Source organism: uncultured Roseobacter sp., assembly GCF_947499265.1.
Taxonomy (GTDB): domain Bacteria; phylum Pseudomonadota; class Alphaproteobacteria; order Rhodobacterales; family Rhodobacteraceae; genus Roseobacter.
This window is the reverse complement of record NZ_CANMNK010000002.1, coordinates 104,785-131,226: the sequence shown is the minus strand read 5'-3', so window position 1 is coordinate 131,226 and position 26,442 is coordinate 104,785. Positions and strand designations below refer to the sequence as shown.

Annotated in this window: 25 protein-coding genes; 13 read left to right on the top strand and 12 right to left on the bottom strand. The window is 61.0% G+C overall.

What is annotated here, in order from left to right:
• Nucleotides 1-4: 4 nt before the first annotated feature.
• Nucleotides 5-880, bottom strand: a complete 876-nt coding sequence (locus tag Q1A63_RS05305; RefSeq protein WP_298970227.1) for a carbon-nitrogen hydrolase family protein — start codon at nucleotides 878-880, stop codon at nucleotides 5-7.
• A 181-nt stretch (nucleotides 881-1,061) separates the two neighbouring features.
• Here Q1A63_RS05305 and Q1A63_RS05300 point away from each other — a divergent pair, with 181 nt between their 5' ends.
• Together Q1A63_RS05300 and Q1A63_RS05295 are read left to right on the top strand one after the other, a co-directional pair.
• Complete coding sequence (locus Q1A63_RS05300; protein ID WP_299631177.1) at nucleotides 1,062-2,018, top strand: LysR family transcriptional regulator; 957 nt, start codon at nucleotides 1,062-1,064, stop codon at nucleotides 2,016-2,018.
• 70 nt (nucleotides 2,019-2,088) lie between these two features.
• Entirely contained in the window at nucleotides 2,089-2,781 is a 693-nt protein-coding gene (locus tag Q1A63_RS05295) for an NAD-dependent deacylase (protein WP_298970228.1), read from the top strand.
• 66 nt (nucleotides 2,782-2,847) lie between these two features.
• Here Q1A63_RS05295 and rpmB read toward each other — a convergent pair whose 3' ends face one another.
• Nucleotides 2,848-3,147: a 50S ribosomal protein L28 gene (gene rpmB, locus Q1A63_RS05290; protein WP_298970229.1), complete on the bottom strand. Its 300-nt coding sequence runs from the start codon at nucleotides 3,145-3,147 to the stop codon at nucleotides 2,848-2,850.
• Between the two features lie 137 nt (nucleotides 3,148-3,284).
• Nucleotides 3,285-4,274, bottom strand: a complete 990-nt coding sequence (meaB, locus tag Q1A63_RS05285) for a methylmalonyl Co-A mutase-associated GTPase MeaB (RefSeq protein WP_298970230.1) — start codon at nucleotides 4,272-4,274, stop codon at nucleotides 3,285-3,287.
• A gap of 95 nt (nucleotides 4,275-4,369) precedes the next feature.
• Here meaB and hrpB point away from each other — a divergent pair, with 95 nt between their 5' ends.
• Nucleotides 4,370-6,808 (top strand): ATP-dependent helicase HrpB, encoded by a 2,439-nt coding sequence (gene hrpB / locus Q1A63_RS05280; protein WP_298970232.1) that lies wholly within the window; start codon nucleotides 4,370-4,372, stop codon nucleotides 6,806-6,808.
• 215 nt (nucleotides 6,809-7,023) lie between these two features.
• The gene (locus Q1A63_RS05275; RefSeq protein ID WP_366524286.1) at nucleotides 7,024-7,482 is read left to right on the top strand and encodes an NUDIX hydrolase; all 459 of its coding nucleotides are present in this window, start codon (nucleotides 7,024-7,026) and stop codon (nucleotides 7,480-7,482) included.
• 6 nt (nucleotides 7,483-7,488) lie between these two features.
• Here the strand turns inward: Q1A63_RS05275 and argF are convergent, their stop codons facing one another.
• Nucleotides 7,489-8,415 carry an ornithine carbamoyltransferase gene (gene argF / locus Q1A63_RS05270; RefSeq protein ID WP_298970234.1) on the bottom strand — a complete coding sequence of 309 codons (927 nt, stop codon included), beginning with the start codon at nucleotides 8,413-8,415 and terminating at the stop codon, nucleotides 7,489-7,491.
• Between the two features lie 56 nt (nucleotides 8,416-8,471).
• Nucleotides 8,472-9,647, bottom strand: a complete 1,176-nt coding sequence (locus Q1A63_RS05265) for an aspartate aminotransferase family protein (RefSeq protein WP_298970236.1) — start codon at nucleotides 9,645-9,647, stop codon at nucleotides 8,472-8,474.
• A gap of 226 nt (nucleotides 9,648-9,873) precedes the next feature.
• Between Q1A63_RS05265 and Q1A63_RS05260 the strand changes: the two genes are divergently transcribed.
• From Q1A63_RS05260 to mdoH, 8 genes are all read left to right on the top strand, one after another.
• Nucleotides 9,874-10,806, top strand: a complete 933-nt coding sequence (locus Q1A63_RS05260; RefSeq protein ID WP_298970238.1) for a DMT family transporter — start codon at nucleotides 9,874-9,876, stop codon at nucleotides 10,804-10,806.
• A gap of 111 nt (nucleotides 10,807-10,917) precedes the next feature.
• Nucleotides 10,918-11,484, top strand: a complete 567-nt coding sequence (locus Q1A63_RS05255) for a GcrA family cell cycle regulator (RefSeq protein ID WP_298970240.1) — start codon at nucleotides 10,918-10,920, stop codon at nucleotides 11,482-11,484.
• Between the two features lie 155 nt (nucleotides 11,485-11,639).
• Nucleotides 11,640-13,262: a thiamine pyrophosphate-binding protein gene (locus Q1A63_RS05250; RefSeq protein WP_299630962.1), complete on the top strand. Its 1,623-nt coding sequence runs from the start codon at nucleotides 11,640-11,642 to the stop codon at nucleotides 13,260-13,262.
• Nucleotides 13,249-14,454 (top strand): CoA transferase, encoded by a 1,206-nt coding sequence (locus Q1A63_RS05245; protein WP_299630958.1) that lies wholly within the window; start codon nucleotides 13,249-13,251, stop codon nucleotides 14,452-14,454. The genes Q1A63_RS05250 and Q1A63_RS05245 overlap by 14 nt, the downstream gene beginning before the upstream one ends.
• Nucleotides 14,455-14,628: 174 nt before the next feature.
• Nucleotides 14,629-15,978, top strand: coding sequence for a tetratricopeptide repeat protein (locus Q1A63_RS05240; RefSeq protein WP_299630956.1), 1,350 nt, complete (start codon nucleotides 14,629-14,631; stop codon nucleotides 15,976-15,978).
• A gap of 114 nt (nucleotides 15,979-16,092) precedes the next feature.
• Nucleotides 16,093-17,268 (top strand): OpgC domain-containing protein, encoded by a 1,176-nt coding sequence (locus Q1A63_RS05235; RefSeq protein WP_366524285.1) that lies wholly within the window; start codon nucleotides 16,093-16,095, stop codon nucleotides 17,266-17,268.
• A complete protein-coding gene (locus Q1A63_RS05230) occupies nucleotides 17,268-18,791 on the top strand; it encodes a glucan biosynthesis protein G (RefSeq protein WP_299630952.1) in 1,524 nt (507 codons plus the stop codon). The genes Q1A63_RS05235 and Q1A63_RS05230 overlap by 1 nt, the downstream gene beginning before the upstream one ends.
• Nucleotides 18,788-20,683 carry a glucans biosynthesis glucosyltransferase MdoH gene (gene mdoH / locus Q1A63_RS05225; RefSeq protein WP_299630950.1) on the top strand — a complete coding sequence of 632 codons (1,896 nt, stop codon included), beginning with the start codon at nucleotides 18,788-18,790 and terminating at the stop codon, nucleotides 20,681-20,683. Before Q1A63_RS05230 ends, mdoH begins: the two co-directional genes overlap by 4 nt.
• Nucleotides 20,684-20,710: 27 nt before the next feature.
• On the opposite strand, the gene Q1A63_RS05220 is transcribed toward mdoH, so the two are convergent.
• The 7 genes from Q1A63_RS05220 to Q1A63_RS05190 all read right to left on the bottom strand — a co-directional run bounded on the left by Q1A63_RS05220 (nucleotide 20,711) and on the right by Q1A63_RS05190 (nucleotide 25,529).
• Nucleotides 20,711-21,547 (bottom strand): polyhydroxybutyrate depolymerase, encoded by an 837-nt coding sequence (locus Q1A63_RS05220; protein ID WP_298970255.1) that lies wholly within the window; start codon nucleotides 21,545-21,547, stop codon nucleotides 20,711-20,713.
• A 1-nt stretch (nucleotide 21,548) separates the two neighbouring features.
• Complete coding sequence (locus Q1A63_RS05215; RefSeq protein WP_299630948.1) at nucleotides 21,549-22,028, bottom strand: rhodanese-like domain-containing protein; 480 nt, start codon at nucleotides 22,026-22,028, stop codon at nucleotides 21,549-21,551.
• Between the two features lie 17 nt (nucleotides 22,029-22,045).
• A complete protein-coding gene (locus Q1A63_RS05210; protein WP_298970260.1) occupies nucleotides 22,046-22,570 on the bottom strand; it encodes a YHS domain-containing (seleno)protein in 525 nt (174 codons plus the stop codon).
• Nucleotides 22,571-22,730: 160 nt separating this feature from the next.
• Entirely contained in the window at nucleotides 22,731-23,525 is a 795-nt protein-coding gene (locus Q1A63_RS05205) for an SseB family protein (protein WP_298970261.1), read from the bottom strand.
• Nucleotides 23,522-24,100: a uracil-DNA glycosylase family protein gene (locus tag Q1A63_RS05200; RefSeq protein ID WP_298970263.1), complete on the bottom strand. Its 579-nt coding sequence runs from the start codon at nucleotides 24,098-24,100 to the stop codon at nucleotides 23,522-23,524. The genes Q1A63_RS05205 and Q1A63_RS05200 overlap by 4 nt, the downstream gene beginning before the upstream one ends.
• A gap of 237 nt (nucleotides 24,101-24,337) precedes the next feature.
• Nucleotides 24,338-24,718, bottom strand: coding sequence for a VOC family protein (locus Q1A63_RS05195; RefSeq protein WP_298970264.1), 381 nt, complete (start codon nucleotides 24,716-24,718; stop codon nucleotides 24,338-24,340).
• A gap of 70 nt (nucleotides 24,719-24,788) precedes the next feature.
• Nucleotides 24,789-25,529 carry an AraC family transcriptional regulator gene (locus tag Q1A63_RS05190; RefSeq protein WP_298970265.1) on the bottom strand — a complete coding sequence of 247 codons (741 nt, stop codon included), beginning with the start codon at nucleotides 25,527-25,529 and terminating at the stop codon, nucleotides 24,789-24,791.
• A gap of 309 nt (nucleotides 25,530-25,838) precedes the next feature.
• Here Q1A63_RS05190 and rpiB point away from each other — a divergent pair, with 309 nt between their 5' ends.
• Nucleotides 25,839-26,288, top strand: coding sequence for a ribose 5-phosphate isomerase B (rpiB, locus tag Q1A63_RS05185; RefSeq protein ID WP_298970267.1), 450 nt, complete (start codon nucleotides 25,839-25,841; stop codon nucleotides 26,286-26,288).
• Nucleotides 26,289-26,442: the final 154 nt, after the last annotated feature.

The window sequence follows — 26,442 nt, the reverse complement described above, 5'->3', positions numbered from 1 at the left end:
GAATTCAGTGCAATGACACAATTGGCGCGACGTTATCGCGCCCGTCCTGCTCCTCCCAGTGCAAACGGCCCAAAACCCTGCCATCTGCGCGCACCTGTGCGATCTTGTCCAAATCCACCTCCGCGTAGGTCCAGCCGGGGCTGTTGATCTCTCCCTGCGCCATCACCCCTGTGGGCGGAAACCCCACATCGGGCGGCCCAAAGACACCGCCCGTTCCGGTGGTCACGTCAACGGCTTCCGACCATGCGGCCTCTCCCACCAGAGAGGACATGATCGTCACACATTGGTTTTCGAGCGCACGGGCCATTGCGCCGATGCGCACGCGCCAATAGCCCGACAGCGCTTCGGTGCATGAGGGCACCAGGATCATATCGCACTGCGACAGCGCCCGCCCCAACAGGGGAAATTCGCTGTCGTAACAGATCAGAATGCCGATCTTGCCAATCTCCGTGTCGAAAATCTGCAAGGGACCCCCACCGACAACCCCCCAGACATCGCGCTCAAACCGGGTCATGATCTGCTTGTCCTGCACCCCAACATCCCCTTTGGGCGCAAAGAGGCGCGCACGGTTGACCGGTCGCGTCGCGGTCGCGGCAGACCCCGAGGCGGCGAGAATGTGCATCCCATATTCCGCCGCCAGTCTTTGGTGCAAAGCATCCGCGTCGGCCAACCGGTCCGAAACGGAGAACAGCGATCTCTCCAGATCGGCGGCAATATCGCGCCCGTCCAGCGTTGCCAGTTCCATGGCACCATATTCGGGGAAAACGGCCAGTTGCGCGCCTTCTGCCGCTGCCCCGCGCACCCATTTCGCGATCTTGTCTTCATACTGCGCCCAGGACGTCAGATAATCCAACGGATAGGCGGCGGTGGCGATCTTCATATCTGTGTTCCTTGATGTGACTGTCCCATCGTCTCGAAGCCAGCGCGACAGTGCAACCGTCAAAGCAATATGTTGCAGATTCAGTTTTCCGACATATACAGGCGCTCAGTGACCTCTAATATAGGGCAGATACGGATGCACTTCTCAGGAAAGCTGAAACTGTGAAAGGCTCGCCGACATGATGAAGGGCATTACCCTGCGCGGCCTCGAGGTTTTTGAAGCGCTGGCGGGCACCGGTTCCGTCGCGCAGGCTGCCGCGCGCACCGGGCTCAGCCAACCCGCTGTCAGCCAGCAATTGCGCAACCTCGAAACGGCGCTGAACGCGGAATTGATCGATCACGGACGCCGGCCCATGCGGCTTACCCCCGCGGGAAGCTTGTTCCTGCACCGGGTGGAGGCGGCGCTGGCCGAATTGCGGCTGGCGCAGAGCGAGTTGACGGTGATGGATCTGGCGCATCTGAAGGCGTTGAGCATCGGCATCATCGATGATTTCGACGATAGCCTGACCCCGCGCCTTGCCACAATTCTGGCCGACAGCCTGACCGGGTGCCAGTTCAAGATGATCACCGCATCGAGCCATGATCTGATTGCGGCCATCGCCGAAAAACGTCTACATCTGGTGATTTCAGCCCACACCGGCCAGCCGCTGGAGGGTGTAGTCGAACACCCGCTGGCCGAAGACCCGTTCATGCTGGTCGCACCCAAGGGCGTCGATGTCAGCAGCGGCGCATTACCGGATCCCAATGGCTTGCCCTACCTGCGCTACGATCCCGATCAGCTGATCCGCAAACAAATCGACGGTCACCTGGCCCATCAAATCGATGCGCATCCGGTTCCGTTTGAGATCGGCAGCCACCTGGCGCTGATGTCGATGGTGGCACGTGGCATTGGCTGGACGATCACGACGCCGCTGGGTTACATGCGCGCGCATCGCTTTCATAACCAGCTGGATGCCCACCCGTTGCCGTCGGAACCTTTCGCCCGGCAAATCTCGCTCTTTGCCAGTTCGGATTGGTCGGATGACGTGCCGCTGAATGTGGCGCAGACCATGCGGCGCCTGATCAAGACCCATATGATCGACCCGGCGCTCACGGAATTACCGTTTCTGGCTGGGCACCTGCGCATTCTGGGCCTCTGAACCTGCGAACCGCTTTGACAGCTCCCGGTGATGGCGTCATCAACGTGTGGATGACACAGGAGGCCGCTGCATGCAGAAAATCGTGATCCTCACCGGCGCCGGTATTTCCGCGGAAAGTGGATTGGGCACCTTCCGGGCAGAAGGTGGCCTTTGGGCGCAACACAAGATCGAAGACGTAGCCACCCCCGAAGGGTTCGCGCGCAACCCGAAACTGGTTGTCGATTTCTACAACGCTCGCCGTGCGCAGACTGCGGAGGCCGACCCAAACGCCGGGCATCTGGCGCTGGCGAAGCTGGAGGCCGAGTTCGCGGGCGAGGTCGTGCTGATCACACAAAATGTCGACGATCTGCACGAAAAGGCCGGATCGCAAAAGGTCATATATATGCACGGCGCGTTAAAGGGCGCGCTATGCGCCGCCTGCGACACCAGGTGGCCCGCGCCGATGGTCATGGCACCGGGAGACGCCTGCCCCAATTGCGACCGGCCCACCGCGCGGCCTGACATCGTCTGGTTTGGTGAAATGCCCTACGATATGGATGAGATTTTCGACCATCTGGCCGGTGCGGATCTCTTTGCCAGCATCGGCACATCCGGCAATGTCTACCCGGCGGCCGGGTTCGTGGCGGAGGCCCGGCGCTGTGGTGCAGATACGGTTGAGTTCAATCTCGAACCGTCGCTGGTGGGCAGCCAGTTCGACGACATCCGCATTGGCCCGGCGACAGAAACCTTGCCCCCTTGGGTCGATGAAATTCTCAAGAGCTGAGCCCTGGACACGAAAAAACCCTGCCCGATTGAGGCAGGGTTCGATTTCTCGATCTGATCAGAGTGATCAGCTCAGCGCTTCAGCCGTGTCAGATGACTTGGCGATCGCCTTTTTCACTTTCAGTGCATTGGGCGACAGCTCGCTGTCTTTGGCTTTTGCCAAAAACTGGTCCAGCCCACCGCGGTGATCCACGGTACGCAGGGCTGCGGCGGAAATGCGGAACTTGAAGGCACGTCCCAGCGCTTCTGATTGCAGGGAAACATCGTTCAGGTTCGGCAAGAACCGGCGACGGGTCTTGTTGTTGGCGTGGCTGACATTGTTGCCAGTCATCGGGCCTTTTCCGGTCAATTCGCAAACGCGCGACATGGGTTTATCCTTTTCTCTCAGGTCGCCCCGGCGGTCCGGTAAACGACAAAGGGGGCAGCTTCAGGCCGCGCCCCGGAAATTCGTTCGCTGGCTGTAGTGGGAATCGCCTACCGGGTCAACCCGAACCATGCCGCATTTCACGGTTTTGCGGTCATAGGGTGCTGCAAATCTTCCAGAAACTCCTGCGCGGCGGTTCCGGGCGCTTTTTCACCGGCGGCAACCTCGGCCCCAAGCCGCGCCAGGGCCTGACGGGCGCCGGGTGTCTGCAATTGGGCCAAAAGCGCGTTTTTGACATCCTCTTCGAACCAGTAACGCGCCTGATTTGCCCGTGTCGCCGCCCAGAACCCCTGTGCCTGACGCCAGTCGCGCAGCCCGGTCAGATCGGTCCAGACTTCCTGCAAACCGTTCTCCTGCAGCGCGGACACCATCATCGCCTTGGGAAACCCCTGGGGGTCCTGTTCCCGCTTGCGCAGCAACCGCAGGGCCCCGGTGTAATCGGCGCAGGTCCGGGTGGCCGCAGCTTTCAGATCCCCATCCGCCTTGTTGATCAGGATGATATCCGCGATCTCCATGATCCCCCGTTTCACGCCCTGCAATTCATCACCGCCCGCAGGCGCCAAGAGCAGCAGGAAGATATCCGCCATTTGCGCAACCACGGTCTCCGATTGCCCGACGCCCACTGTTTCAATCAGGATGACATCGAAACCCGCCCCCTCGCAGAGCGCCACGGCCTCGCGAGAGCGCCGCGCAACGCCCCCCAAGTGCGTTTGGCTTGGGGAGGGCCGAATGAAAGCATCCGCCTCGCGCGACAACCGGTCCATGCGGGTCTTGTCGCCCAGGATCGATCCACCGGACCGGGTCGATGACGGATCCACCGCCAGCACAGCCACCTTCAGGCCCTGCCCCACCAGCATCATGCCAAAGCTCTCGATGAAGGTGGATTTGCCAACGCCGGGCGTGCCCGACAGCCCGATGCGCAAGGCCTGGCGGTCCTTTGGTATCGCGTCCAGCAACGCAGCTGCCTGCTCTTTGTGATCGGCACGGGCGCTTTCTACCAAGGTGATGGCTCGCGCCAGCGCGCGGCGTTCACCTCCTGCCACCCGTTTTGCCAGATCGGCGATGTCCATAGCGCGCGGTCCCTCTGCTTTGGTCCCGGTTGTCCGGCAGGCGCGCGTAAATGTCCAGTGCTTGGCGGGCGCACGCGCATTCGTTAAGCAGGGGCATGACCCTCTCCCTGCCCATCGATCATATCCTGCCTGACGTGGTGGCACAGCTGCGCCAAAGCGGCCGACTGGTGCTGCAGGCGCCCCCCGGTGCGGGCAAAACCACGCGGGTGCCGCTGGCACTTCTGGACGCGGGTGTGACCAGCGGCAGGATCATCATGCTGGAGCCGCGCCGTCTGGCCACGCGTGCCGCAGCCGAAAGGATGGCGGAGACGCGCGGCGAGCCTGTGGGTGCGACCATTGGCTATCGCATGCGCGGTGCCAGCAAGGTCTCGAAATCCACACGCGTGGAGGTGGTGACCGAGGGCATTCTGACGCGGATGATCCAGGCACAGCCCGATCTGCCGGGTGTGGGCGCGATTATCTTTGACGAATTCCACGAACGCTCTCTCAACGCCGACCTCGGGCTTGCACTGGCGCTGGATGTGGCCAATGCGCTGCGGGAAGATCTGATTTTGGTGGCGATGTCCGCGACGCTGGATGCAGCGCCCATCGCCTCCCTGATGGCGGCCCCCATTCTGACATCCGAGGGGCGATCCTATGAAGTTGCATCTCGCTGGCTGCCCAAACCCGTTCCCAAAACCGCGCGGCTGGAACGGGCGGTTGCGGATCTGACGCTGCAGGCCTTAGCGGAAAACGACGGCAGCGCCCTGGTTTTTCTGCCCGGAGAGGGCGAGATCAGGCGCACGGAGGCCGCGTTGCGCCCGCATCTGCCACCCGATACTGTGCTGCGCCCGCTTTTCGGGGCGATGTCGTTCAAGGATCAGCGCGCCGCCATTGCGCCGGTGACATCGGGGCGCAAGGTTGTGCTGGCCACGGCGATTGCCGAGACCTCGCTGACCATTGAGGACATTCGGATTGTCGTGGATGCAGGCCGCGCCCGTCGTGCTGAGTTCAATCCGTCCTCCGGTATGTCGCGCCTGATCACCACGCGGGTCACACGCGCGGAGGCGACGCAGCGGGCGGGCCGCGCGGGCCGCGTGGCCCCCGGTGTCTGCTACAAGCTCTGGACCCGCGGTGAAGACGGCGCGCTGGCGTCGCACCCACCCGCAGAAATCGAAGTTGGCGATCTGACAGGCCTTGCTCTGGAGCTGGCGATCTGGGGCAGTGCCCCTGATCAAATGCAGTTTGTGACACCGCCGCACGCAGGGCGGCTGGAAGAAGCGCAGAGCGTTCTCAAGATGCTGGGGGCTTTGGACAAAAACGGTCGGATCACCCTCCACGGCACCGCACTTGCCGCGTTACCCCTCCACCCGCGACTTGCCCATATGGTCACAAAAGGGGGTCACGATGCACCTCTATTGGCTGCATTATTGTCGGAACGCGACATTTTGCGAAATGCACCGCTGGATCTTTCATTGCGTGTGTCAGCGGCCAAGACCCCCGCACAATTTCAGAGCCAACACGGGTGGGAACCTGACCGCCCTGCCCTGTCGCGCATCCGTGAAGAGGCCAAAAAACTGGCCTCAAAAACCAACGGCACCGGCCCAAATCAACCATCGGTTCTGGCGGCACTTGCCTATCCCGACCGCGTCGGCGCGCGGCGCGCCGGAGAGGCGCCCCGCTATGTGCTTTCCGGCGGCAAGGGCGCGATCATGCCCGAAGGCGATCCGCTGGCGAGCGCACGGCTCATCGTTGCCACGGATTTGGACGGTGACCCGCGCGAGGCGCGCATCCGGCAAGCGGTGGCGCTGTCACAGACCGAATTGCGCGAGACGTTTCCGGACCAGATTGCCTGGCACGACCTCTGCATCTGGTCGCGCCGGGAGGGCCGCGTTTTAGCGCGCCAACAGGAGAAATTCGGCGCGGTGGTCCTGGAGGACCGCGTCTGGCATGACGCACCCGCCGAAGATATCGCGCGCGCCATGTTGGAGGGTGTGCGGCAGTTGGGCTTCTTGCCCAATGCCAAAGCACAGCGTTTCATGGCACGGACACGGCTGATGCAGGGCACCGACCCGGCCTTCCCCGACTATTCGGAACCACATTTGATGGAGACGTTGGAGGATTGGTTGCTGCCCCATCTTACAGGGGTGAAATCCGGTGCGGACTGGAAGCGTTTCGATATCACACCGGCCCTCAAGGCTCGGCTCAACTGGGATCAGGCGCAGGCCTTGGAACGCACTGTTCCGGGCCAGTTCAAAACACCCCTGGGACGGCAGGTGCCCATTGAATATGACGGCGCGCAACCGCGCATCGCACTGAGATTGCAGGAAGTTTTCGGGGTGACACGCCACCCGACGGTAGCCGGAACGCCGGTGCAACTGACGCTTTTATCGCCCGCGCAACGCCCTGTTCAGGTGACGGAGGATTTGCCGGGGTTCTGGGCGTCGTCTTACGCGGACGTGCGCAAAGACATGCGCGGTCGCTACCCCAAGCACCCCTGGCCCGAAGACCCTACACAGGCTGATCCAACCCTGCGGGCGAAACCCAGAAAGTGACCGATGATGACGGGCAATCCCGGGCGCAATTTGGCAACGGATTGACGACAAGTAACGAAATTTAAACGAATGTGATGTCGTTTACAGAAAATTCGAACTTTCTAGGTATGGATTGAGGTCTGATCTCGCCGGGAAGGTCCAAAAAACTTAATATGTTGGAATCCCTCACAAAACCGTCTATCATGTTTAAAAAGTGAGCAGAAATATATCTTGTCATGATCAATATCGTTAAAACAACACTCGAAAATGCCATGCGCGTTTTCACCGGACCCGCCCGAGAACGACAGGTTGCCGCCTTGTGCTTTCGTGAAACGAAAAAGGGCAAGAAAGTGCTGCTTGTGACCAGCCGTGGTACCGGACGGTGGATCGTGCCCAAGGGTTGGCCGATCAAAGGATTGGATGATCCTGACGCCGCCCTGCAGGAAGCCTGGGAAGAAGCGGGTGTTAAATCCGCGGAGGTCGAGGCGGACCCGGTTGGGCATTACGACTACGACAAATTGGGCGATAGCGGGGAAGTCACGCCGGTCAAAGCGCAGGTTTATCTGGCCGAGGTCGAAACCCTCGCGGAAAGCTACCCCGAGGATCACCAAAGGGAACGGCGCTGGTTCACACCGGATGAAGCCGCCGCACGCGTGCGCGAACCAGAACTCAAGGCCATCCTGCGCGACTTTTAACCCGGGTCAGACTTCCAGACACCAGCGCAAGATTGCCTTTTGCGCATGCAGCCGGTTTTCCGCCTCATCAAAAATGACCGAATGCGGCCCGTCCATCACTTCTGATGTCGCCTCATCATCGCGATGCGCGGGCAGGCAGTGCATGAACAAGGCATCCGGTTTTGCCTGGGCCATCAGTTCGGCATCCACCCGGTAGGGCCGCAACTGGTTATGCCGTCGTTCGCGCGCGGATTGTGCATCATGCATGGAGACCCAGGTGTCTGTCACAACCAGATCGGCCCCCTGCACCGCCTTGGCAGGATCACGCACAATCTCGATTTTCGCTCCCTTGGACCGCGCCAGATCAACGAATTCCTGCTCCGGGTCCAGGGTCGGCGGCCCGGTAAAGGTCAGATCAAAGCCGAACTGCCCAGCGGCATGCAGGAACGACGCGCAGACATTGTTGCCATCCCCGGACCAGACGACTTTCTTGCCCTTGATCGGGCCGCGATGCTCCTCGAACGTCAGCACATCCGCCATGATCTGGCAGGGGTGTGTCCGATCCGTTAGGCCATTGATGACCGGCACGGTGGCAAACTCCGCCATTTCGGTCAGCACCGCCTCATCGAAGGTCCGGATCATGATTAGATCGACATAGCGGCTCAAAACGCGGGCGGTATCGGCGATGGTCTCGCCGTGCCCCAGCTGCATGTCGTTGCCCGACAGCACCATGGTCTGCCCGCCCATCTGGCGCACGCCAACGTCAAAGGATACGCGGGTCCGCGTGGATGGCTTTTCGAAGATCAGCGCCACCATTCGGTTCTTGAGCGGTTGATCCGCGTCCAAAGCGCCCCGTGGCTGACCAAGACGCGCGGATTTCATATCCGCCGCCGTATCGATGATCCGCCGCAGGTCGGCGGTATCGGTCAGATGAATGTCGAGAAAATGGTTCATGGTGTTCAACTCAAAAAAGATGTGGCACGAGAGGTCTTTGGCCCCAAAAGAAACAATCAGGCCGCGCTGAGCGCGGTTGCGGCCGCGTCCAGACGGTCAATGGCCTGCGCTATTTCCGCGTCTTCGATGGTGAGCGGCGGCAACAGGCGGATCACATTATCAGCGGCAGGAATGGTCAACACCAGTTGGTCATAGCCTGCCTGCACCACATCGGCATTGGTCGCCTTGCATTTGATGCCGAGCATGAGGCCCGATCCGCGCACCGTTTCAAACACATCCGGATGCGATGCCACCAGCCCTTCAAGCTTTTGCCGCATCAGCCCGGCCTTGCGATTGACATCGTCCAGAAACCCCGGCGTGGTCACATGATCCAGCACCGCGCAGCCAACGGCACAGCCCAGGGGGTTACCGCCATAGGTCGATCCATGCGTGCCCAGCGTCATACCGCTCGCCGCCTCCTCGGTCGCCAGCACCGCGCCGATGGGAAAGCCTCCCCCGATACCCTTGGCGACCATCATGATGTCGGGCGTAATCCCGGACCATTCATGCGCAAAAAGCTTGCCGGTTCTGGCAACACCGCATTGCACTTCGTCAAAGATCAGCAGCAGCCCATGTTCATCACAGAGATCCCGCAGCCCTTTCAGACATTGATCCGGCACCGGGCGAATGCCGCCCTCGCCCTGAACCGGCTCGATCAGGATCGCGCCCGTTGTCTCGGTAATCGCCGCCGTCAACGCGTCGTGATCGCCGAATTCCAGATGCACGAAACCGGGCAGCAGCGGCCCGAACCCCTTGGTCATCTTTTCCGATCCCGCAGCCGCGATACCGGCGGAGGATCTGCCGTGGAAAGACCCCGAAAAGGTGATGATGTCAGTCTTTTCAGGCGCGCCTTTCTCGTACCAATACTTGCGCGCCATTTTGACGGCCAATTCGCAAGCCTCAGTCCCGGAGTTGGTGAAAAACACCGTATCGGCAAAGCTATGCGCCGTCAGCTTGTCCGCCAGTTCCTGCTGTTTGGGAATTTGATAGAGATTTGAGGTATGCCAGATCGCGCCCGCCTGATCCGTCAGCGCCTGCACCAGCGCAGGATGCGCATGACCCAGGGCATTCACCGCGATACCGGCACCCAGATCCAGAAAACGTCGACCATCCGCCTCGATCAGCCAAGCGCCTTCGCCTTTTTCAAAGCTGAGCGGAGCACGGGCATAGGTCGGCAGGAGGGTCGGGATCATCGGATCTTCCTTCTCAGAGGGTCTGCTGCAAGAACACGGAACGTGCATGAGGCAGGCAGACAGGTCAATATTTTAAGTTGAGGATTTTATGCGCCCATAGGCGCGGGATCACGGCAGCGGGGTCAGGCGCAAGCGCGTCGTCGGATAGAAGTATGTGATGCTGTGATCATGAGGCTCATTTACCGCATGACCTGCCATTTGCAAAGCCGTTTTTCCGCCCTTGCCCATGGCGCGTTTCGGGCGCATAGCGACGATCATGTTCCAGCCCAAGACGACCAACCCCGGCCTCGCTGTCCTGTTGATGGGCGCAGCAACCGCGTTCATCGCGGGCACCACGCTCTTTGCCAAGGCGTTGGGAGGCGACACGCTTGGCGCACCCCTGCACCCGCTGCAGGTCAGCCATGGGCGTTTCGTCTTTGCTTTTCTGGCGATTTCCAGCGCCGTTGCGATCATGCGGCCGCAATTCACGCGACCCAACTGGGCCCTGCACTTTGCGCGCACTTTCTTTGGCTGGGGCGGGGTCACGCTGATGTTTGCTTCGGTGGCGTTCATCCCGCTTGCGGATGCCACGGCAATCGTTTTTCTCAACCCGGTCTTCGCCATGATCCTCGCGATCCCGCTGCTGCGCGAAAAAGTGGGGCCGATCCGCTGGTCCGCTGCGGCCATTGCCTTTGCCGGTGCGATGATCCTGCTGCGCCCCACCCCCGAAAGCTTTCAAATCGCCAGCCTTTTGGCCCTCGCTGCAGCATTGATCATGGGATTCGAGCTGATTTTCATCAAAAAGCTGTCCGGTCGGGAAGCGCCTGTTCAGGTTTTGCTGATCAACAACTTCTTGGGCGTGATCATTGCCTCATTGGCGGTGATCGGCGTTTGGCAGGTGCCCACAGCGGCACAATGGGGTGTGCTGATCGCCCTGGGGGTGTGCATGGCACTGGCCCAGGCCTGCTTTGTCAACGCCATGGCCCGGGCGGATGCGAGTTTTATTGCGCCCTTCAGCTATGGCACCCTGCTCTTCGCGACACTCTATGACATTGCGTTCTTTGGCCAAATCCCGGATTGGATTACCTTGACCGGGGGCGGGATCATCCTGTCGGGCGGCATCCTGTTGGCCTGGCGCGAGGCCAAGGCACGACAGCGCGCGCAAAACTCAAGGGTGTAACGCTGCGTTCACCGCTTGTAACTCCGCCCTCAGTGATTAAAATAGGGCGCTGACGACACTGACAGAGCGGTCCGCATACAGCAGGACCGCTTTTAAATTAGGGAATGGCTGATGTCCTGGACTGACGATCGCGTGGAAATGCTCAAAAAGATGTGGGGCGAAGGCCAATCCGCCAGCCAGATCGCCAAAGAGCTGGGGGGCGTGACCCGGAACGCTGTGATCGGCAAGGTACATCGCCTGGGCCTGTCCAACCGGGCAACGGCCTCGGCGACGGCCAAGCCCGAAGCCAAGGCGAAACCCGCCCCCAAGGCCGAGGCAAAGCCAAAACCGGCACCCAAACCTGCTGAACCCGCAGCCAAGACGGAGGCGGAGCCAGCCCCGCGCCCCCTGCCCGCGCGCAAACAGATTATTCCAGCAGGGCAGCCGCTGCCGCCACAACCTTCGGCCAATGAGATCAGCCCGGAAGCCTTGGCCAAAGTCTCCGAAATCGAGAAAAAGGCGAAAAAGCTCTCGCTTATGGAGTTGACCGAGCGGACCTGCAAATGGCCTGTCGGCGATCCGGCAACAGAAGACTTCTGGTTCTGCGGCCTGCCCGTACAGCAGGGCAAGCCCTATTGCGAGGCGCATGTTGGCGTCGCATTCCAGCCGATGTCATCCCGCCGCGATCGCCGCCGCTGAACCGCGACCCGCGCAGCAACAGCACGTGAAAGCCCGGGCCGCTGTGGTTCGGGTTTTTTGGTGCGCTGAAACACTTTGAACACAATGGTGAATTGCACTGCGATCTGCTTCGGGTATGACCATGCGGGCGAACTTTATGACCGGAGGGGCGGGACTTGGCACCATCATCAACCATCAGAGCGGCGGATGCCGTGGCGCGCCGCCTCTATGCCGAAGGGTGCCGCTATGCCTTTGGCATGCCCGGCGGCGAGGTTCTGACCCTGGTCGATGCGCTCGAAGACGCGGGAATCCGGTTCATCCTCGCCAAACATGAAAACGCCGCGGCCTTCATGGCCGAAGGGGCCTATCACCGTACGGGTGCGCCCGGTATTCTGGTGGCCACCGTCGGCCCCGGCGCGCTGAACGGGGTGAATGCGGTGGCCAATGCCCATCAGGACCGCGTGCCGATGATCGTTCTGGCCGGTGCCGTGGATGCGGATGAGGCGCAGACCTACACCCATCAGGTGCTGGACCAGCAGGCCGTTTTCCGCCCCATCACCAAGGCGAGCTTCTCGCTGGTGCCCGGTGCCGCGCATGTGATCGCCGACAAGGCCGTGGCCATCGCCACCGAAGGCCGTCCTGGTCCGGTGCATATCGATGTGCCGATCACCGTGGCCGATGCGCAGGTGCCCGCCGAGGCGCCGGCAAGGCGGGTCAAAGCCTCCCCGGTGGCCCCTTCCGGCACGGACCTGGAAACGGCACGCAGCTGGCTGGCGCAGGCCCGCCGCCCGGTCATGGTCGTCGGTCTGGATGCCATGGTGGAAGGCGCCGAGGCGGCGATTGCGAATTTTGCCGAAACCTACAACGTGCCCGTGGTCACGACCTACAAGGCCAAGGGTCTGCTGCCCGAAGACCATGCGCTGGCGCTTGGAGGGGCTGGGCTCTCACCGCTCGCCGATCGCCACCTCCTGCCCCTGATCGAAAAGGCGGACCTGATCCTGTGCGTAGGCTACGACCCGATTGAAATGCGGGTGGGCTGGCGCGATATCTGGGATCCGACAACGCAGCGCGTGATCGACATCACCGCCGAGCCGAACCACCACTATATGCATCAATCCAGCTTGAACTTTATCGCCGATTGCGCGGCAAGCCTGCAGGCGATTTCAGATGGGATCGCCCCGCAAGAGACCTGGGCGCAGGGCGAGGTTGCCGCGACCAAGGCAGCGCTGGCGGAGGCCTTCCCCAAGGAGGACACCTGGGGACCCGCCGCCGTTATGGATACCTGCCGCCAAGTCCTGCCCCGCGACACGCTGGCCACGGTGGACAGCGGCGCCCACCGCATTCTGCTCAGCCAGATTTGGGAATGTTACGCACCCCGCGGGCTGACACAATCGACGGCGCTGTGCACGATGGGCTGCGCCATCCCGCTGGCGATGGGCACCAAGCTGGCCGATCCGGAACGCCCGGTGATCGGATTTTGCGGCGATGCCGGGTTCCTGATGGTCGCGGGCGAGTTGTCCACTGCGGCGGAATTGGGTCTGAAACCGATCATCTTGGTGTTTGTCGATGCGTCGCTCTCCCTCATTGAGCTCAAACAGCGTTCGCGGCAGATGAAAAACCGCGGCGTGGATTTTGCAAAACACGATTTTGCGGCGATGGGCGTGGCCTTTGGCGGCGCGGGGCACACCGTCACCAGCCGCGACGGATTGGAACAGGCGCTGAAAACCGCCATGACCGCCGACACCTTCACCGTCATTGCCGCCGTGATCGAGCGCGGAGCTTACGATGGCCGGCTCTGATACACCGATGGCCTTGGACGGGCTGGTTGTCCTCGACCTCAGCCGCATTCTGGCCGGGCCAACGGCAACACAGTTGCTGGGGGATCTCGGGGCAACCGTCGTCAAGGTCGAAAACCCCAAAACTGGGGGCGATGACACCCGCAGTTGGGGGCCAAACTACGCCAAGGGCAAGGACGGCACGCCCACGGACCTGTCCGCCTATTTCATGGCCGCCAATCGCAACAAGCTTTCCATTTCCGTCGATCTGGCCACCGAAGCGGGCCAGCAAACCCTGCGCCATCTGGCGGCGCGCGCCGATGTGGTGATTGAGAATTACAAACCCGGCGGGCTGGAAAAATACGGGCTGGATCACACGACGCTGCGCGCAGCACACCCCGGTCTGGTTTATTGCTCGATCTCCGGCTTTGGCCAGACCGGGCCAAACCGCGATCAGCCGGGATACGACCTGATGGCGCAGGGCTATGGCGGGATCATGTCCCTGACCGGTGCGCCTGACGGGCCACCCATGAAAGTTGGTGTCGGCATCGCGGATGTCATGTGCGGCATGTATGCCACCATCGGCATTTTAGCTGCGCTGCGGCACCGCGATGCAACCGGCGAAGGCCAGCACATTGATCTGAGCCTGGTTGACGCGCAGATGGCCTGGCTGATCAACGAGGGCACCAATTTCCTGACCTCGGGAAAGCTGCCGGAACGGCGTGGCAACGCCCACCCCAACATTGTGCCCTACGATGCCTTTGCCTGTGCTGATGGCCATATCCTGCTCGCGGTCGGCAATGACGCGCAGTTCGCGCGGTTTTGTGATGCCTTCAATCTGACCGGTCTGGCCGAAAGCGCAGAGTTTAACACCAATCTGGCCCGTATTGAAAACCGGGTGGACCTGACCGAACGGATCGCTACCGTCTTGAAGGATATATCCTGTGCCGACGTGCTGGCGCGCTGCCATGCGGTCAAGGTGCCAGCCGGTCCGATCCACACGGTTGCGCAGGCGCTGCAATCCGATCAGGCGCAGGCGCGGGGCACGGTCGTCGCGATGGAGACACCGGATACCGCCAAGGGCGCGGTTGAGCTGCTGGGCAACCCTCTCAAGTTTTCGCGCACACCGGTGCAATACCGGCGACCACCACCGCGTTTCGGGCAGGATACGAATACGGTTTTTGAAATGTTTGATATCAAGCCAAAGATGGATTGAAACAACTGACGAAAATCAGCTTATTTCCGCCGATTTTTGCGCGTTAATCCTGAAACATATGCAGAATCTTAACACGCGCCTTCACGTTGGCGTGTAACAACGCGCCCAAGCCTTCGCGCATGCTGATATTGCGGTAAAGAATTGTGCAATTCGCAGAATAAAGGCGCCATCTCAATGATGTATGATATTTGTAACTGCCCTGTTTCGCTCACCGATCCCGAAGCGCTGGATCACTGGAATGGCATGATCCGCGCGTTTCTGGCGCACAGCACGGCGACGCCAACCCATCTGGCTGCGGTGCTGGCCAGCCATCCGGATTTCGCCATGGGGCACGCGGCACGCGGGCTCTTTTCGCTGATGCTGGGCCGTGCGGAGATGGTTCAGACCGCCAAAGAGGCGGCGGTTGCGGCGCATGAGGCTTCTGCGAACTCGACACTGTCTTTCCGGGAGGCCGCCTGGACCCGCGCGCTGGATCATTGGCTGGAGGGGCGCCCCTCGAAAGCGGTGGCCGCCATGGAAGGCGTATTGACGCGGCATCCCGAAGACACGCTTTCCGCCAAGGTTAGCCATGCCATCCGGTTCATTCTGGGGGATGCCAGCGGCATGCGCTCTTCCATCGAACGGGTGCTGGCGGCGCATGGCGACGACCATGCCTGTCGCGGATATGTCTTGGGGTGTCACGCCTTTGCACTGGAGGAAACCGGCGCCTATGATCAGGCGGAGGCCGCCGGGCGCGAGGGTCTGCTGCTGGCGCCCGACGACGCCTGGGGTCTGCATGCCATCACCCATGTCTATGACATGACCGCCCGCCCCGACCTCGGAATAGACCTGATTGAAAGCCACACAAGTGCCTGGGATCATTGCAATAACTTCCGGTATCACGTCTGGTGGCACAAGGCACTGTTGCATATGGACCGTGGTCAACTGGATGTCGCCCTGGGCCTTTATGACGCGCAGATCCGAGCGGACAAGACCGACGACTACCGCGACATCTCAAACGCCACATCGCTGCTGATCCGGCTGGAGCTGGAGGGTGTGGATGTTGGCCCGCGCTGGGAAGAGCTGGCAGACTTAGCGCAGAACCGCACCGACGATGGCTGCGTCGTCTTTGCCGATCTGCACTACATGCTGGCCCTGACCGGCGCAGACCGCCCGGACGCCAAGGCGGCCATGACGCGCCGTTTCGCGCGGGATGCGGCGACGTCCGGCGAAATACCGCAGCGCTATGCCGATCCGGGTTGCTCCGCGCTCTCCGGCCTGAATGCCTTTGCCGAAGGGCGTTACGATGCCGCCTTTGCTGATCTGACCGCTGCGCGACCGGCCATGCAGACAATCGGGGGCAGCCATGCCCAGCGCGACGTTTTTGAACGGATCACGATTGACGCAGGATTGCGCGCAGGACGTTACGAACAGGCTGAGGCGGTCATATTGGACCGTCTGGCACGCCGCGCCGGCCGCGAAGATCGTTTTACCACAACACGTCTGGCCACCATTCACGAGGCCCGGCGGATCCCCGCACAATAGCATACCCCGCATAATGACATTTCTTTTGACAACGCATAAAGACCGGCCATGACACTTGCCGACCCAACACAAATAACGCCTACCGCTGCCGCTTCTGCGGCGCAAGCGGCGCCTATGGCAAAGCAACGTGATGTGCGTCTGGATTTCTTCCGGGGCATCGCGATGTTCATCATTCTGTTCGCCCATACGCCGGGCAATTTCTTTACCTCCTGGATCCCGGCGCGCTGGGGGTTTTCGGACGCCACGGAGATTTTCGTTTTCTGTTCCGGCATGGCCTCGGCGATTGCCTTCGGCAGGGCCTATGACACGGTTGGCTGGCGACTGGGAACGGCGCGGGTCAGCTTCCGCGTCTGGCAGGTCTATTGGGCGCATATTGGGCTGTTTTTTGCCGTGGCCACGCTGCTTGCCGCCATCGACATGACAGGGGCATACGACAAGGTCTATATCGGCTCTCTGAACCTGTGGAAGTTCTTTAACGAGCCGGGACCGCCGCTCGTGGGGCTGCTGACATTGACCTATGTGCCTAATTATTTCGACATCCTGCCGATGTATATGGTTGTGCTGCTGATGATGCCGCTGATCATGGCGCTCTCTCGCGTCCATCTGGGTCTTGTGGCGCTCTTTGTGGCGGGTGTCTGGCTCTTTGCGCAGAACCTCGTGCTGGCGAAGGTCGGTCTCGAAAATTATCACCTGGGCCTGCCCGCCGAACCCTGGTCTGACCGCAAGTGGTTCTTCAATCCATTCGGCTGGCAGCTGGTCTTCTTCACCGGCTTTGCCTTCATGCGGGGATGGTTGCCCAAGCCGCCCGTCACGCCGATGCTGATCGGTCTGGCGATGGCCGTTGTGCTGATCATTGTTCCGCTCTCCAATATCGGTGTGCGCGAGTTCGGTTTTGAATGGGCGCGCGACTGGCGCATTGCCAACAAAGTCTGGATCACCAAGTCCGATTTCGGCCTGCTGCGCTATGTGCATTTTCTCGCGCTGGCCTATCTCTGCTGGGTTGCCGCAGGAGACAAAGGCGCAAGATTGCTCGCGCATGGCACCAGCTTTCTGGCGCGGACCTGGCAGAATATTCTGGCGATCATCCTCAAGGTTGGCCAACAATCGCTCGCCGTTTTCATCGTCAGCATGTTCACCGCGCGCGTCAGTGGTTTCGTGATGGACAATATCGGGCGGGATACCTGGACCGTGGTTGCAATCAACTTCGCGGGCATGGGCGTGCTGGTCCTGACGGCCTATGGCGCGGGTTGGTACAAGTCGCAACCCTGGCGCAAGAAAGCGGTGCACTGATGCTTCGTCGTGATGTTCTGAAATCCCTCGCAGCGCTTGCCGCTGTTCCCTCAGCCGGGTTTACCAAGGAACCCGGCCTGCAGCTGGGCGATGCACAACCCTTTGACGCGGACACCGTGCGCACGCGGGCCATGGAACTGGCGGCGACCGATTACACGCCACGTCCACTGATCCCGGAAAGCTGGCGCAACCTGAGCTATGACCAGTACCGCAAGATCTGGTTCGACGGTCGCAATGCCCTGTGGCAAGGATCAGACAAACCACAACGCGTTGATGTCTTCCCGCCCGGCCTCTATTTCCCGCAGGCGGTGGAAATCAATGTGGTGGAAAATGGCGCTGCCCGGCCGCTCGCCTTTGACATGGGGGTTTTCGACTCCACCGACAAATTCCCCGAAGTCGAGATCGATGCCATACTGGGATATTCCGGCCTGCGCCTGCGTGCCGAACTGAAACAGGCGGGCATCTTTCAGGAATACGCAGTATTTCAGGGCGCCAGCTATTTCCGCGGCATCGGCACCGGCGAGACCTACGGCCTCTCCGCCCGCGGCCTCGCGCTCAAGACCGGCGATCCGATGGGGGAGGAATTCCCCGATTTCACCGCCTTCTGGATGGAAACACCTCAGCCCGGCGCTGGCTCCGTTGTGCTGCACGCGCTTTTGGACAGCCCCAGCTGTACGGGTGCCTACCGCTTCGACATCGCCCATGGCGATACGCTGCGCATGTCCGTCTCTGCCGAGGTTTTTGCCCGCGCGGACATGACCCATGTGGGGATCGCGCCGCTGACCTCGATGTTTCTGTTTGACGAAACCATGCGCCATCGGTTTGACGATTTTCGCCCCGCCGTGCACGACAATGATGGCCTGCTGATCCACAATGGCGCCGGCGAGGTGATCTGGCGCCCGCTGGCCAATCCGCTGACGCTTCAGATCAGCGCGTTCTCCGACACCAACCCGCGTGGCTTCGGCCTGATGCAGCGGCCACGCAAGTTCAGCGATTACGCCGATCTGGAGGCGCTTTATCACTCGCGGCCCGCCGCCTGGATCACCCCGCAGGAGGACTGGGGGCAAGGCTCGGTGACACTGGTCGAAATCCCGGCGGATCTGGAAATCTACGACAACATCGTGGCCTACTGGCGCCCATCGGAGCCAATATTGGCGGGCCAAAGCCACAAGATGAGCTATTTGCTCGATTGGGGCGAAGATCCGGCGCCCAAGCGCGATATGCCCCTGCGTGTGCTCAGCACGGCCATTGGTGGACGCCCCGAGGGCGGCAAGATCGTCACAATCGATTTCGAAGACGGTGCGCTGGTGCCCGAAGACCTCAATCGGCTGGATATCGTCCTGCGCGGCAGCGGCGGTTCGCTCACGCCCGGCCTGCTGCAAAGAAACCCTGAAACCAATGGGCCGCGACTGGCGTTTACATTCAAACCAGAGGACGCCCGTTACATCGAATTCCGCGCGCAACTGCGTCTGGATGGCGCGCCTCTGAGCGAAGTTTGGCTATATAGGTGGACAACTGGGTGAAGGATAGTTCGGACAACATAGACACGGTCGCCATGACCATGCCGCCCCGCGCGCCCTTGAGCATGCGGGTGCAGGACCTGTCCGCCTGTCCGGAAGACAACCCCTCGCGCATGTCCGAGCATGCCTTTGGCTGGCGTGTGGCGCTGTTTGTGCCTGCGCTGATCGCAACGCTGCTTCTGGTCTCCGGCATGCACGGATGGTTGGCCGAAATGGGCATGACCGGGCTCGAATGGGTGCTTTTGACCCTGATTGGCATCACTTTCATCTGGGTCACCCTGTCGGTCAGCACGGTTGGGGTGGCCATCGCGGGCCTCTTGGCGCGCGAGACGGCGCAGACCCGCCGACGGTCCGAAGTCGTACCGATGGATGTGGCTCTCTTGGTGCCGATCTATAACGAAGTTCCCTGTGACGTCTTTGGCAACGCCACCGCGATGCTGGATGATCTGGCGCGCCGCGGCGGTCCGCACCGCTATACGCTCTTTGTGCTGTCCGACACCCGCGACGACATGATCGCGGAGGATGAGCTGCGCGCCTTTGCCGCCCTGGAGGCCTCCGCGCCCGCAGGTTTTGCCGTCCACTACCGCCGACGGGAGACCAATTCCGACAAGAAGGTTGGCAATCTGGTCGATTGGATCACGGGTTGGGGCGCGGCCTATGAGGCCATGCTGGTACTGGATGCCGACAGCCTGATGACCGGGCGGGCCATTGACCGGTTGGCCGACGAGTTGAGCGTCGATCCGCGCGCCGGCCTGATCCAGACCTTCCCGATGCTGATCGGGGCGGAGACGGTGTTTGCCCGGTTGCAGCAATTCTCCAATATTGCCTATGGCTGGTTGCTGGCCGAAGGTCTGGCCAATTGGGCGCGCAGCGAGGGCAACTACTGGGGTCACAATGCGATCATCCGGACAAAGGCCTTCGCCGCATCCGCTGGCCTGCCCTATCTGCAGGGCCGCAAGGGCAAGGCGGAACTGATCCTGAGCCATGACTTTGTCGAGGCCGGGCTTTTGCGCCGCGCAGGCTGGTGCGTCCGCTTCCTGCCACGCGTCACCGGCAGTTTCGAGGAAACCCCGGGCACGCTGATCGATTATGTCCTGCGCGACCAACGCTGGTGTCGGGGCAACCTGCAGCACCTGCGCCTCCTGCGCACTGCCGGGCTGCATCCTGTCTCGCGCTACCACCTCTTCCACGGCGCCGTCAGCTACCTGCTGTCGCCCGCGTGGTTCTTCCTGCTGGTCGTCTGGGCCCTGCTGGGCGTGGATTCCGAAACGAATGTGGTGCGTTATTTCAACGAGACCAATCCGCTGTTCCCGGACTGGCCGCCCGAGATGAGCCATATCGATTCCGCCGTGTTCCTGATCATCATGTACGCGATGTTGCTGACCCCCAAGATGGTGGGCGCAGGGATCATTGCGCTGCATCCCAAGGCAACACGGGTCTATGGCGGGCGCGGCGCCTTCCTGATGGCATTTGTGGTCGAGATCATTCTGTCGATCGCCTACGCCCCCATCCTGATGATCCAACAAACACGCGCAGTGCTGCGGGCACTGCTCGGACGATCCGATGCCTGGGTGGCGCAATCGCGGCATGCGCGGACCTATCCGCTCGGCACATTGGTCCGGTTTCATTGGGCTGAGACGACCCTTGGCCTGCTGTTGCTGAGCGGGCTGGCGGCAGGTCTGGTGTCTTACTGGCTGATCCCGATTGTTATCAGCCTGTGCCTCGCGGTACCCCTTTCGGCGCTGAGTGCTGTGCCGCTGTCGCGGTCCCTGCCCGGTGGTCTGCGCATGCAAAGCCCCAATACCATTCGTGAACCGGCCATCGTCGCGCGCGCGCGCGTGGAACGGTCACGCCTGCGCGATTTGTTGAACGCATCCCGGTTTCCGGCTGAATAACCCTCCGGCGCCAAAGATGGCGCTTGGTCAGAGCCCCTCATACCAGTCCAGCATCATATCCGCCCAACCCTCCGGCACCACATGCCCGCCGGGAAACAATGCGAACTCCAGGGCCGACCCTTCGCTGCAACGATCCCAGGCCCGGCGCATGAAGTCACCTTTGGTGACATAACGGTCCGCGCGAAGCTGGTGACACGCGTTCACCTCGCGCCACATCCGAAGGGTGTAGAAGATGTCGCCCTGCATCAGCGCCTGCGGATCGGTCGCATCGTCACCCCGCAGCACACGGCCCTCCAAAGGCACCGTGCTGTCCGTCCATCCATGCGTGTGCAGCAACCGCACAGGTCCCGCACAATCGGTCGGGTGTGGTCGCCAGAACCCGCCCGCAACAGGTGCATAGGCGGCGAAGCTTTCTGGCCTGCCACAGGCCAGATAAGAGGTCATCGACCCGCCGATGGAAAAACCACTGAGGATCACCTGATCCGCAGAGAACCCAAACCGTGCGGCGGCATCGTCGCGCACCGCACTCAGAAACGCAGGCTCGTCGCGCAGTTTCGGGCGCCCCGGGATGAAAGACCACCCGCGCCCCCGGCCTTCGGCGTAGGGCAGGCCATCCGGTGCAATCAGCACATAGCCGCGGTCGAGCGCGGTATCGACCCAATCGTTGGGGCGCAACGCGCCATTGCCCGTACCACCAAACCCATGAAGATAGAGGATCGCCCCTTTGACCGGACCATCCGGCACGCGCGCGTGGTAGGTGCCCAAATCGACCGCGCAGGCGTCGGCGCTCTCGCCGCACCCGGCCTGCGCAGCGCCCGCCGCGTTGATCATCGCAGCGGCAAAAAACGCCAAAAATCGGTTCACGTCAGCTCTCCTTGTGCAGCGGCAGACCGCGCTTGATCCAGCCCGGACCGGCGCCCGAGCCCAACATCCCTTCGGGCACATCGATGATACCGGTGAAGCCCGCCTCAGCTAACCGGGCCCCGAGGCGCCGCGACCGGACGCCCCGTGCGCAGATCAGCGCAATGGGGCGCGCGTGGTCACCGTCCACCCGTCCGCTGACATCGGCGATGAAGTCCTTGTTGCGCATGTCGATGGGGACGGCTCCCTCCCCCACGCCGGTCAGCGCCCATTCGTCAGGGCGTCTGATGTCGATCAGCAGGATTGCACCTGACACCGCAGCCTCATGCGCCTCCGGCGCGCTGAGCGCACCTTCTCCGGTCTCCGCCCAGATGTTGAACCAGCGCGCCGCCCCGGCACCAACCGTCACGGCACAGATGCCCCCCAGCAGCAAAAAGCCCCGCCGCGACAAGCGCGCCGGAGCCTTTGCAGAGCGAGAAGGCATCTCCTTCTCAATCATTGTCATTCAACCGGGGCAGAGCTTTCGAACTGCGGAATTGGGCGGTCGGAAGCAGGGTCCGCTTCGATGTTGACCCAATTGGCTTCAGACAGCTGGATGTTGCCCGGAATGTCTTCCTCCCAGAACCCCACCACATTTTCGGTGATGTTGAGGTAAAGCTTGCCATCAAGGATCCGCCACAAGTTCGGGTTACCGGGGACTTTACCACCCTTGGCCACGCCGTAGGCACAGTGACCATCGTATTGTGGCAGATATTTCTCCGGGTCGGCCTCAAATTCCGCCTTGTTGGCTTCGGTCGAGAACGCAAAAGTTGCGCCATTGTAGGTGGCGGTGATGTCCTTGTCACCTGGCACCGCAGCAGGCTGTGCAGAGCCGACCGGGTTCTGCTCCAGGTCAAAATAAGCAACCACATCATAGCCGGATACGGCAAAGCCGGTGGGATCGACGTATTGGTCACCTGCCCAGGCTTGCGACGCCATGGTCAGGGCAATGGCAACACCGGCGATTTTCAGAGGGAAGCGGTTCATTTAAAACTCCAATTTTCTTAGGCACGCTATGTGGCGGTTTCTCTTGCCCCCAACACTTAGGGTGCAACAGCCGCCCTGTGCACCCATTGAAGCATGCTCTCGCGGCCTTGTGAAAATCGGCAGGCTCCGCGTGATCACCCGTGATTTTCGGGCAGTGGGGTTATCGCAGACGGGGCGGCTTGTCCGGGTCCGATCCCGGCGCGATAACCGGCTGCAGCACGGGCTCCTGTGCTTGTGGCAGATCGAACCGCAGACCGACCCTCTCCATGCTGGCCGTCAGCGGATCAGAGGCACGGAAAAAGCCCACATCCATGGCCCCGGCTTCAATACCTGAAAACGTCAGCGCTTCTGCCGCCGCTTTCGCCAGGGCCTCCTGCGCTTCCGGGACGGCGCCGACGAAGGCCAGCAGGTGACCGCGCGAACCGCTGTCATATGCGATGCCAACCAGATACGCGCAATGCGCCAACCCCATGGCAGTCGCCAGCTTGCCATCGAGGGCCGAGATCAGGCTTTCCGGCAGGCCTACGGGCGGAAAGACTTCTGCAATATGCGCGGCCACTTCATCGGGCGTGTGATCCAGCGTGTCTTTCAGCCAGGCAACGGCCGTGTCGGGCAGCAGGATCGCGGACGGTGCCACGTCGAGGTTCACCCCAAGCCCAATGCCTTGCCCCGCAAGCATGCCGGCGATGACACGCCCCGAAAGGGCAACATAGGGCGTCGGTTGGCCCACAAAACGCGACAGCCGTTCTTCGCGGTCAAAGACCAGCACGTAACGCGCGTCGCCCAGATCAAAGACTTCGGGCGTGATCTGATCGTCGTCTGAGGCGTCTTCTGCCAACATCAGAAACAGCTCACTTTCCGCCAGCCTCTCGAAAAACCGCAGCCGGGCTGCATCATCCTCTGGCGCGACCTCCATCCCGGCATGGGCCTGATCGAGCGGCGTGATTTCTGTCATCTCAATACCTCTGCCACCCGGGCGCTCAGCCGTGGCAGCACGTCCTGCTCAAACCAGGGGTTCTGCTTGAGCCACCGGTTGTTTCGAGGGCTGGGATGCGGCAGCACAAAAACGCTGTCTTTTCCCTCCGCAGCGCGCCTGACCGCCTCGACAACCGATTTACCTTTGAGATCGGGTAGGTGCCAGGCGATTGCATAGGCGCCCAGAACCAAAGTCAGTTCAACCTTTTCAAGCCTGTCCATAACGGGTTGGCGCCATGTGGTTGCGCAGACTTTGGGCGGTGGATTATCCCCGCCAGCTCCGCCGCCTGGAAAACACAACCCCATCGGGAAGATGCCAACTCTGGGATCCGAATAAAACGTCGTCCGATCGATCCCCAACCAATCGCGCAGGCGGTCTCCCGAAGGATCGTCAAACGGGCGTCCTTTATGGTGCGTAATGCGGCCGGGCGCCTGTCCGACGATCAAGATCCTGGCATCCTGGTCCAGCTGAAAAATCGGATTGGGGCCAAGCGGCAGGTCCTGGCAAAGGGTGCAGGCAAGCATTCCAGATTTCAGTGTTTCCAAATCTTCCATCACACCCGACTCTCAAGACGCCCCTTGTGTTACATCCAGTCTTTAGTTTCAATTTTGGGCGCGCTCGGCAAGCTGCTTCGGATCACTTCTGTTGTTTTCTGAAAGGTGATCACGCGTTTTGGTCGCTTGCGGTAGATTGGAGTACCAAATCAAAGCGCATGGGCACGCCACGAGGCCGCCCATGCGTTTAATGGATGCATCCGAAGCTGTTTATCCGCTGCAAGCCAATGAAAAACCTCATTTCATTGAGCTGATGCCAAACATGTTTCCTTCCGTGTCCAGACACAGGGAGACCCACCCAAACTCGCCAATCGAAAACTTCGGCCTTGCGACTTTGCCGCCCGCCGCTTCAACGCGCGCCTCTTCAACGGCGCAATCTTCGGCAGAAAAATACACCACGGTGCCGCCAACCCCGGGCGAAGCATGCGCCGATTTGGACAGGGCGCCGCCAGCGCCATAGGCGCTCATATCCGCAGGAAAGCTCATCATCTGGTTTTCGCCAGTGGGATCGCCAATGGGTTCACATTTGCATCCCAGCACAGTTTCATAAAACGTAACCGCCCGGTCCAATTCGTCCACATAGATGTCAAACCATCCAACCGCGTTCATCTTCGACATTTTTCCAACTCCTGTTTTTGTCGCCAATGCCGATGATCTACCAAGCCGATCCGGGCCCGTATTGTAGATATCAGACATCGAACTTCTTGGAGTATCTTGCCGGGGTGTATCCCGTCGCCTTCCGGAAAGAGTGGATGAAATGGGACTGATCCGCGTAAGACAGGGAGGGCTCGCCAAGCAAAGATTGCTGCAAGCGAAGGACCTTGAGAAAATCATGCGGCGCAAAACCCGTCGTGTTTTTCAGCACCCGTTGCAATTGGCGCGGTGACAAACCCACCGCAGCGGCCATATCGGCAACCGAATGAATTTCATCCATCTGCCTGAATATTTTCTCCGTAACCGGGTTGGCGATCACGATTTCGCGTGCGAGCAGATCCTCCACAAAATGAATGAGCGTGGATTGGAGCGCCTCGAAATCCTGCCCCAAAAGGGATTGGTTGAGCGCGATCAGGGGCAGATCGCCGGAATAGGCCTCTTCCACCAAGCCATGAGACACCTGCGCGCGGTCTCCCTGCCAAACGCCCGGGAGAAACCGAATATTGATGAAGTGAAAACTCCTACCCAGATTGAGTTCCTTTGAAGAGGCACGGAGCCGCGTGACCCCGGCAACTTTCGGATTGAGCTGATCCAAGATCACATAGGTGCAGGCATCCGGCAGGGCATGAAACCGATAGTCTTCCTCCAAAGGCGCTTGGGTCTTCAGGTCGAGGAACCGATGCACGACGCTCCGGAGATGCAGGGGCGGTTCAACCTCAAGAAATTGCACCGTGTCGATCGTGCGCTCTTTGCCGTTTCCCTTTGGATCGTACATCTGTGTCGCACCCGCCTCCTTCGTGATCCCCTGCCGATCACAGATCTTAAAGGTTTGATACTGAAAGAAAAGACCTGCAGGTTTTGGTGACCCTTCGTCTTGGACCTGCAAAGCAGACACGCCTTCAGCAGGCCATACTTGTTGGTCCTTTGCCGCTCTCTCGCGGCTTTAGTGGGTTGCAGTCGGTCAGCCCAAGTGGACGTTGGCTTTGGAGGGAGACCATCAATACGGGGCTTGGTTGTCACCAGGGAGGTGTTATAGCTCGGTGCGTGAACCACAAATAAGCAGCAGAGCCGGGGCGACTTCTCCATGACAGCCAGCAAACGCATTGTACTTTCCAGCGATCACGCCGCCATTCGGCACAGGCAGGCCGTTGCTGCTCATATTGCGGCGAAGGGTTGGGAAGTGGTCGATATCGGGCCGACAACGGCGGAGAGCACGCATTATCCCAAGCATGGCGAGGCCGCGGCGCAGCGCGTTGCCTCCGGCGACTGCCAGCTTGGCATCATCCTGTGCGGCACCGGCCAGGGCATCATGATGGCGGCAAACAAGGTGAACGGCATCCGTTGCGGTGTCTGCACCGATACATTCTCGGCCCGTATGATCCGCGAGCACAATGATGCCAACATGCTCTCACTGGGCGCGCGCGTGGTGGGCGAAGGGCTGGCGCTGGACATCGTGGATGCCTTCCTGGCCGCCCGCTTCGAGGGGGGACGGCATGCCACGCGGGTAGAGATGATTAAGGCGCTGGAGGGGTAGCGCGCCCCTCTGTTTTCGCATTTGGTTGAGTTCAGGCAACAAGTTGTCCTCGGACGATGATGCACTCGAATATGCCCATGCAGTTCCCCTGAATTTGGTCACTTACTCAAAGGTGCCCAATTTTAGAGGTCGTCGTTAGGGGCCCAAAACCAAA

What these genes read in the sequence shown, in the direction of transcription:
- Q1A63_RS05305 (WP_298970227.1), bottom strand. Translation starts at nt 880, where the DNA reads ATGAAGATCGCCACCGCCGCCTATCCGTTGGATTATCTGACGTCCTGG.
- Q1A63_RS05300 (WP_299631177.1), top strand. Translation starts at nt 1,062, where the DNA reads ATGAAGGGCATTACCCTGCGCGGCCTCGAGGTTTTTGAAGCGCTGGCG.
- Q1A63_RS05295 (WP_298970228.1), top strand. Translation starts at nt 2,089, where the DNA reads ATGCAGAAAATCGTGATCCTCACCGGCGCCGGTATTTCCGCGGAAAGT.
- rpmB (WP_298970229.1), bottom strand. Translation starts at nt 3,147, where the DNA reads ATGTCGCGCGTTTGCGAATTGACCGGAAAAGGCCCGATGACTGGCAAC.
- meaB (WP_298970230.1), bottom strand. Translation starts at nt 4,274, where the DNA reads ATGGACATCGCCGATCTGGCAAAACGGGTGGCAGGAGGTGAACGCCGC.
- hrpB (WP_298970232.1), top strand. Translation starts at nt 4,370, where the DNA reads ATGACCCTCTCCCTGCCCATCGATCATATCCTGCCTGACGTGGTGGCA.
- Q1A63_RS05275 (WP_366524286.1), top strand. Translation starts at nt 7,024, where the DNA reads ATGATCAATATCGTTAAAACAACACTCGAAAATGCCATGCGCGTTTTC.
- argF (WP_298970234.1), bottom strand. Translation starts at nt 8,415, where the DNA reads ATGAACCATTTTCTCGACATTCATCTGACCGATACCGCCGACCTGCGG.
- Q1A63_RS05265 (WP_298970236.1), bottom strand. Translation starts at nt 9,647, where the DNA reads ATGATCCCGACCCTCCTGCCGACCTATGCCCGTGCTCCGCTCAGCTTT.
- Q1A63_RS05260 (WP_298970238.1), top strand. Translation starts at nt 9,874, where the DNA reads ATGGCGCGTTTCGGGCGCATAGCGACGATCATGTTCCAGCCCAAGACG.
- Q1A63_RS05255 (WP_298970240.1), top strand. Translation starts at nt 10,918, where the DNA reads ATGTCCTGGACTGACGATCGCGTGGAAATGCTCAAAAAGATGTGGGGC.
- Q1A63_RS05245 (WP_299630958.1), top strand. Translation starts at nt 13,249, where the DNA reads ATGGCCGGCTCTGATACACCGATGGCCTTGGACGGGCTGGTTGTCCTC.
- Q1A63_RS05240 (WP_299630956.1), top strand. Translation starts at nt 14,629, where the DNA reads ATGATGTATGATATTTGTAACTGCCCTGTTTCGCTCACCGATCCCGAA.
- Q1A63_RS05235 (WP_366524285.1), top strand. Translation starts at nt 16,093, where the DNA reads ATGGCAAAGCAACGTGATGTGCGTCTGGATTTCTTCCGGGGCATCGCG.
- Q1A63_RS05230 (WP_299630952.1), top strand. Translation starts at nt 17,268, where the DNA reads ATGCTTCGTCGTGATGTTCTGAAATCCCTCGCAGCGCTTGCCGCTGTT.
- Q1A63_RS05215 (WP_299630948.1), bottom strand. Translation starts at nt 22,028, where the DNA reads ATGCCTTCTCGCTCTGCAAAGGCTCCGGCGCGCTTGTCGCGGCGGGGC.
- Q1A63_RS05210 (WP_298970260.1), bottom strand. Translation starts at nt 22,570, where the DNA reads ATGAACCGCTTCCCTCTGAAAATCGCCGGTGTTGCCATTGCCCTGACC.
- Q1A63_RS05205 (WP_298970261.1), bottom strand. Translation starts at nt 23,525, where the DNA reads ATGACAGAAATCACGCCGCTCGATCAGGCCCATGCCGGGATGGAGGTC.
- Q1A63_RS05200 (WP_298970263.1), bottom strand. Translation starts at nt 24,100, where the DNA reads ATGGAAGATTTGGAAACACTGAAATCTGGAATGCTTGCCTGCACCCTT.
- Q1A63_RS05195 (WP_298970264.1), bottom strand. Translation starts at nt 24,718, where the DNA reads ATGTCGAAGATGAACGCGGTTGGATGGTTTGACATCTATGTGGACGAA.
- Q1A63_RS05190 (WP_298970265.1), bottom strand. Translation starts at nt 25,529, where the DNA reads ATGTACGATCCAAAGGGAAACGGCAAAGAGCGCACGATCGACACGGTG.
- rpiB (WP_298970267.1), top strand. Translation starts at nt 25,839, where the DNA reads ATGACAGCCAGCAAACGCATTGTACTTTCCAGCGATCACGCCGCCATT.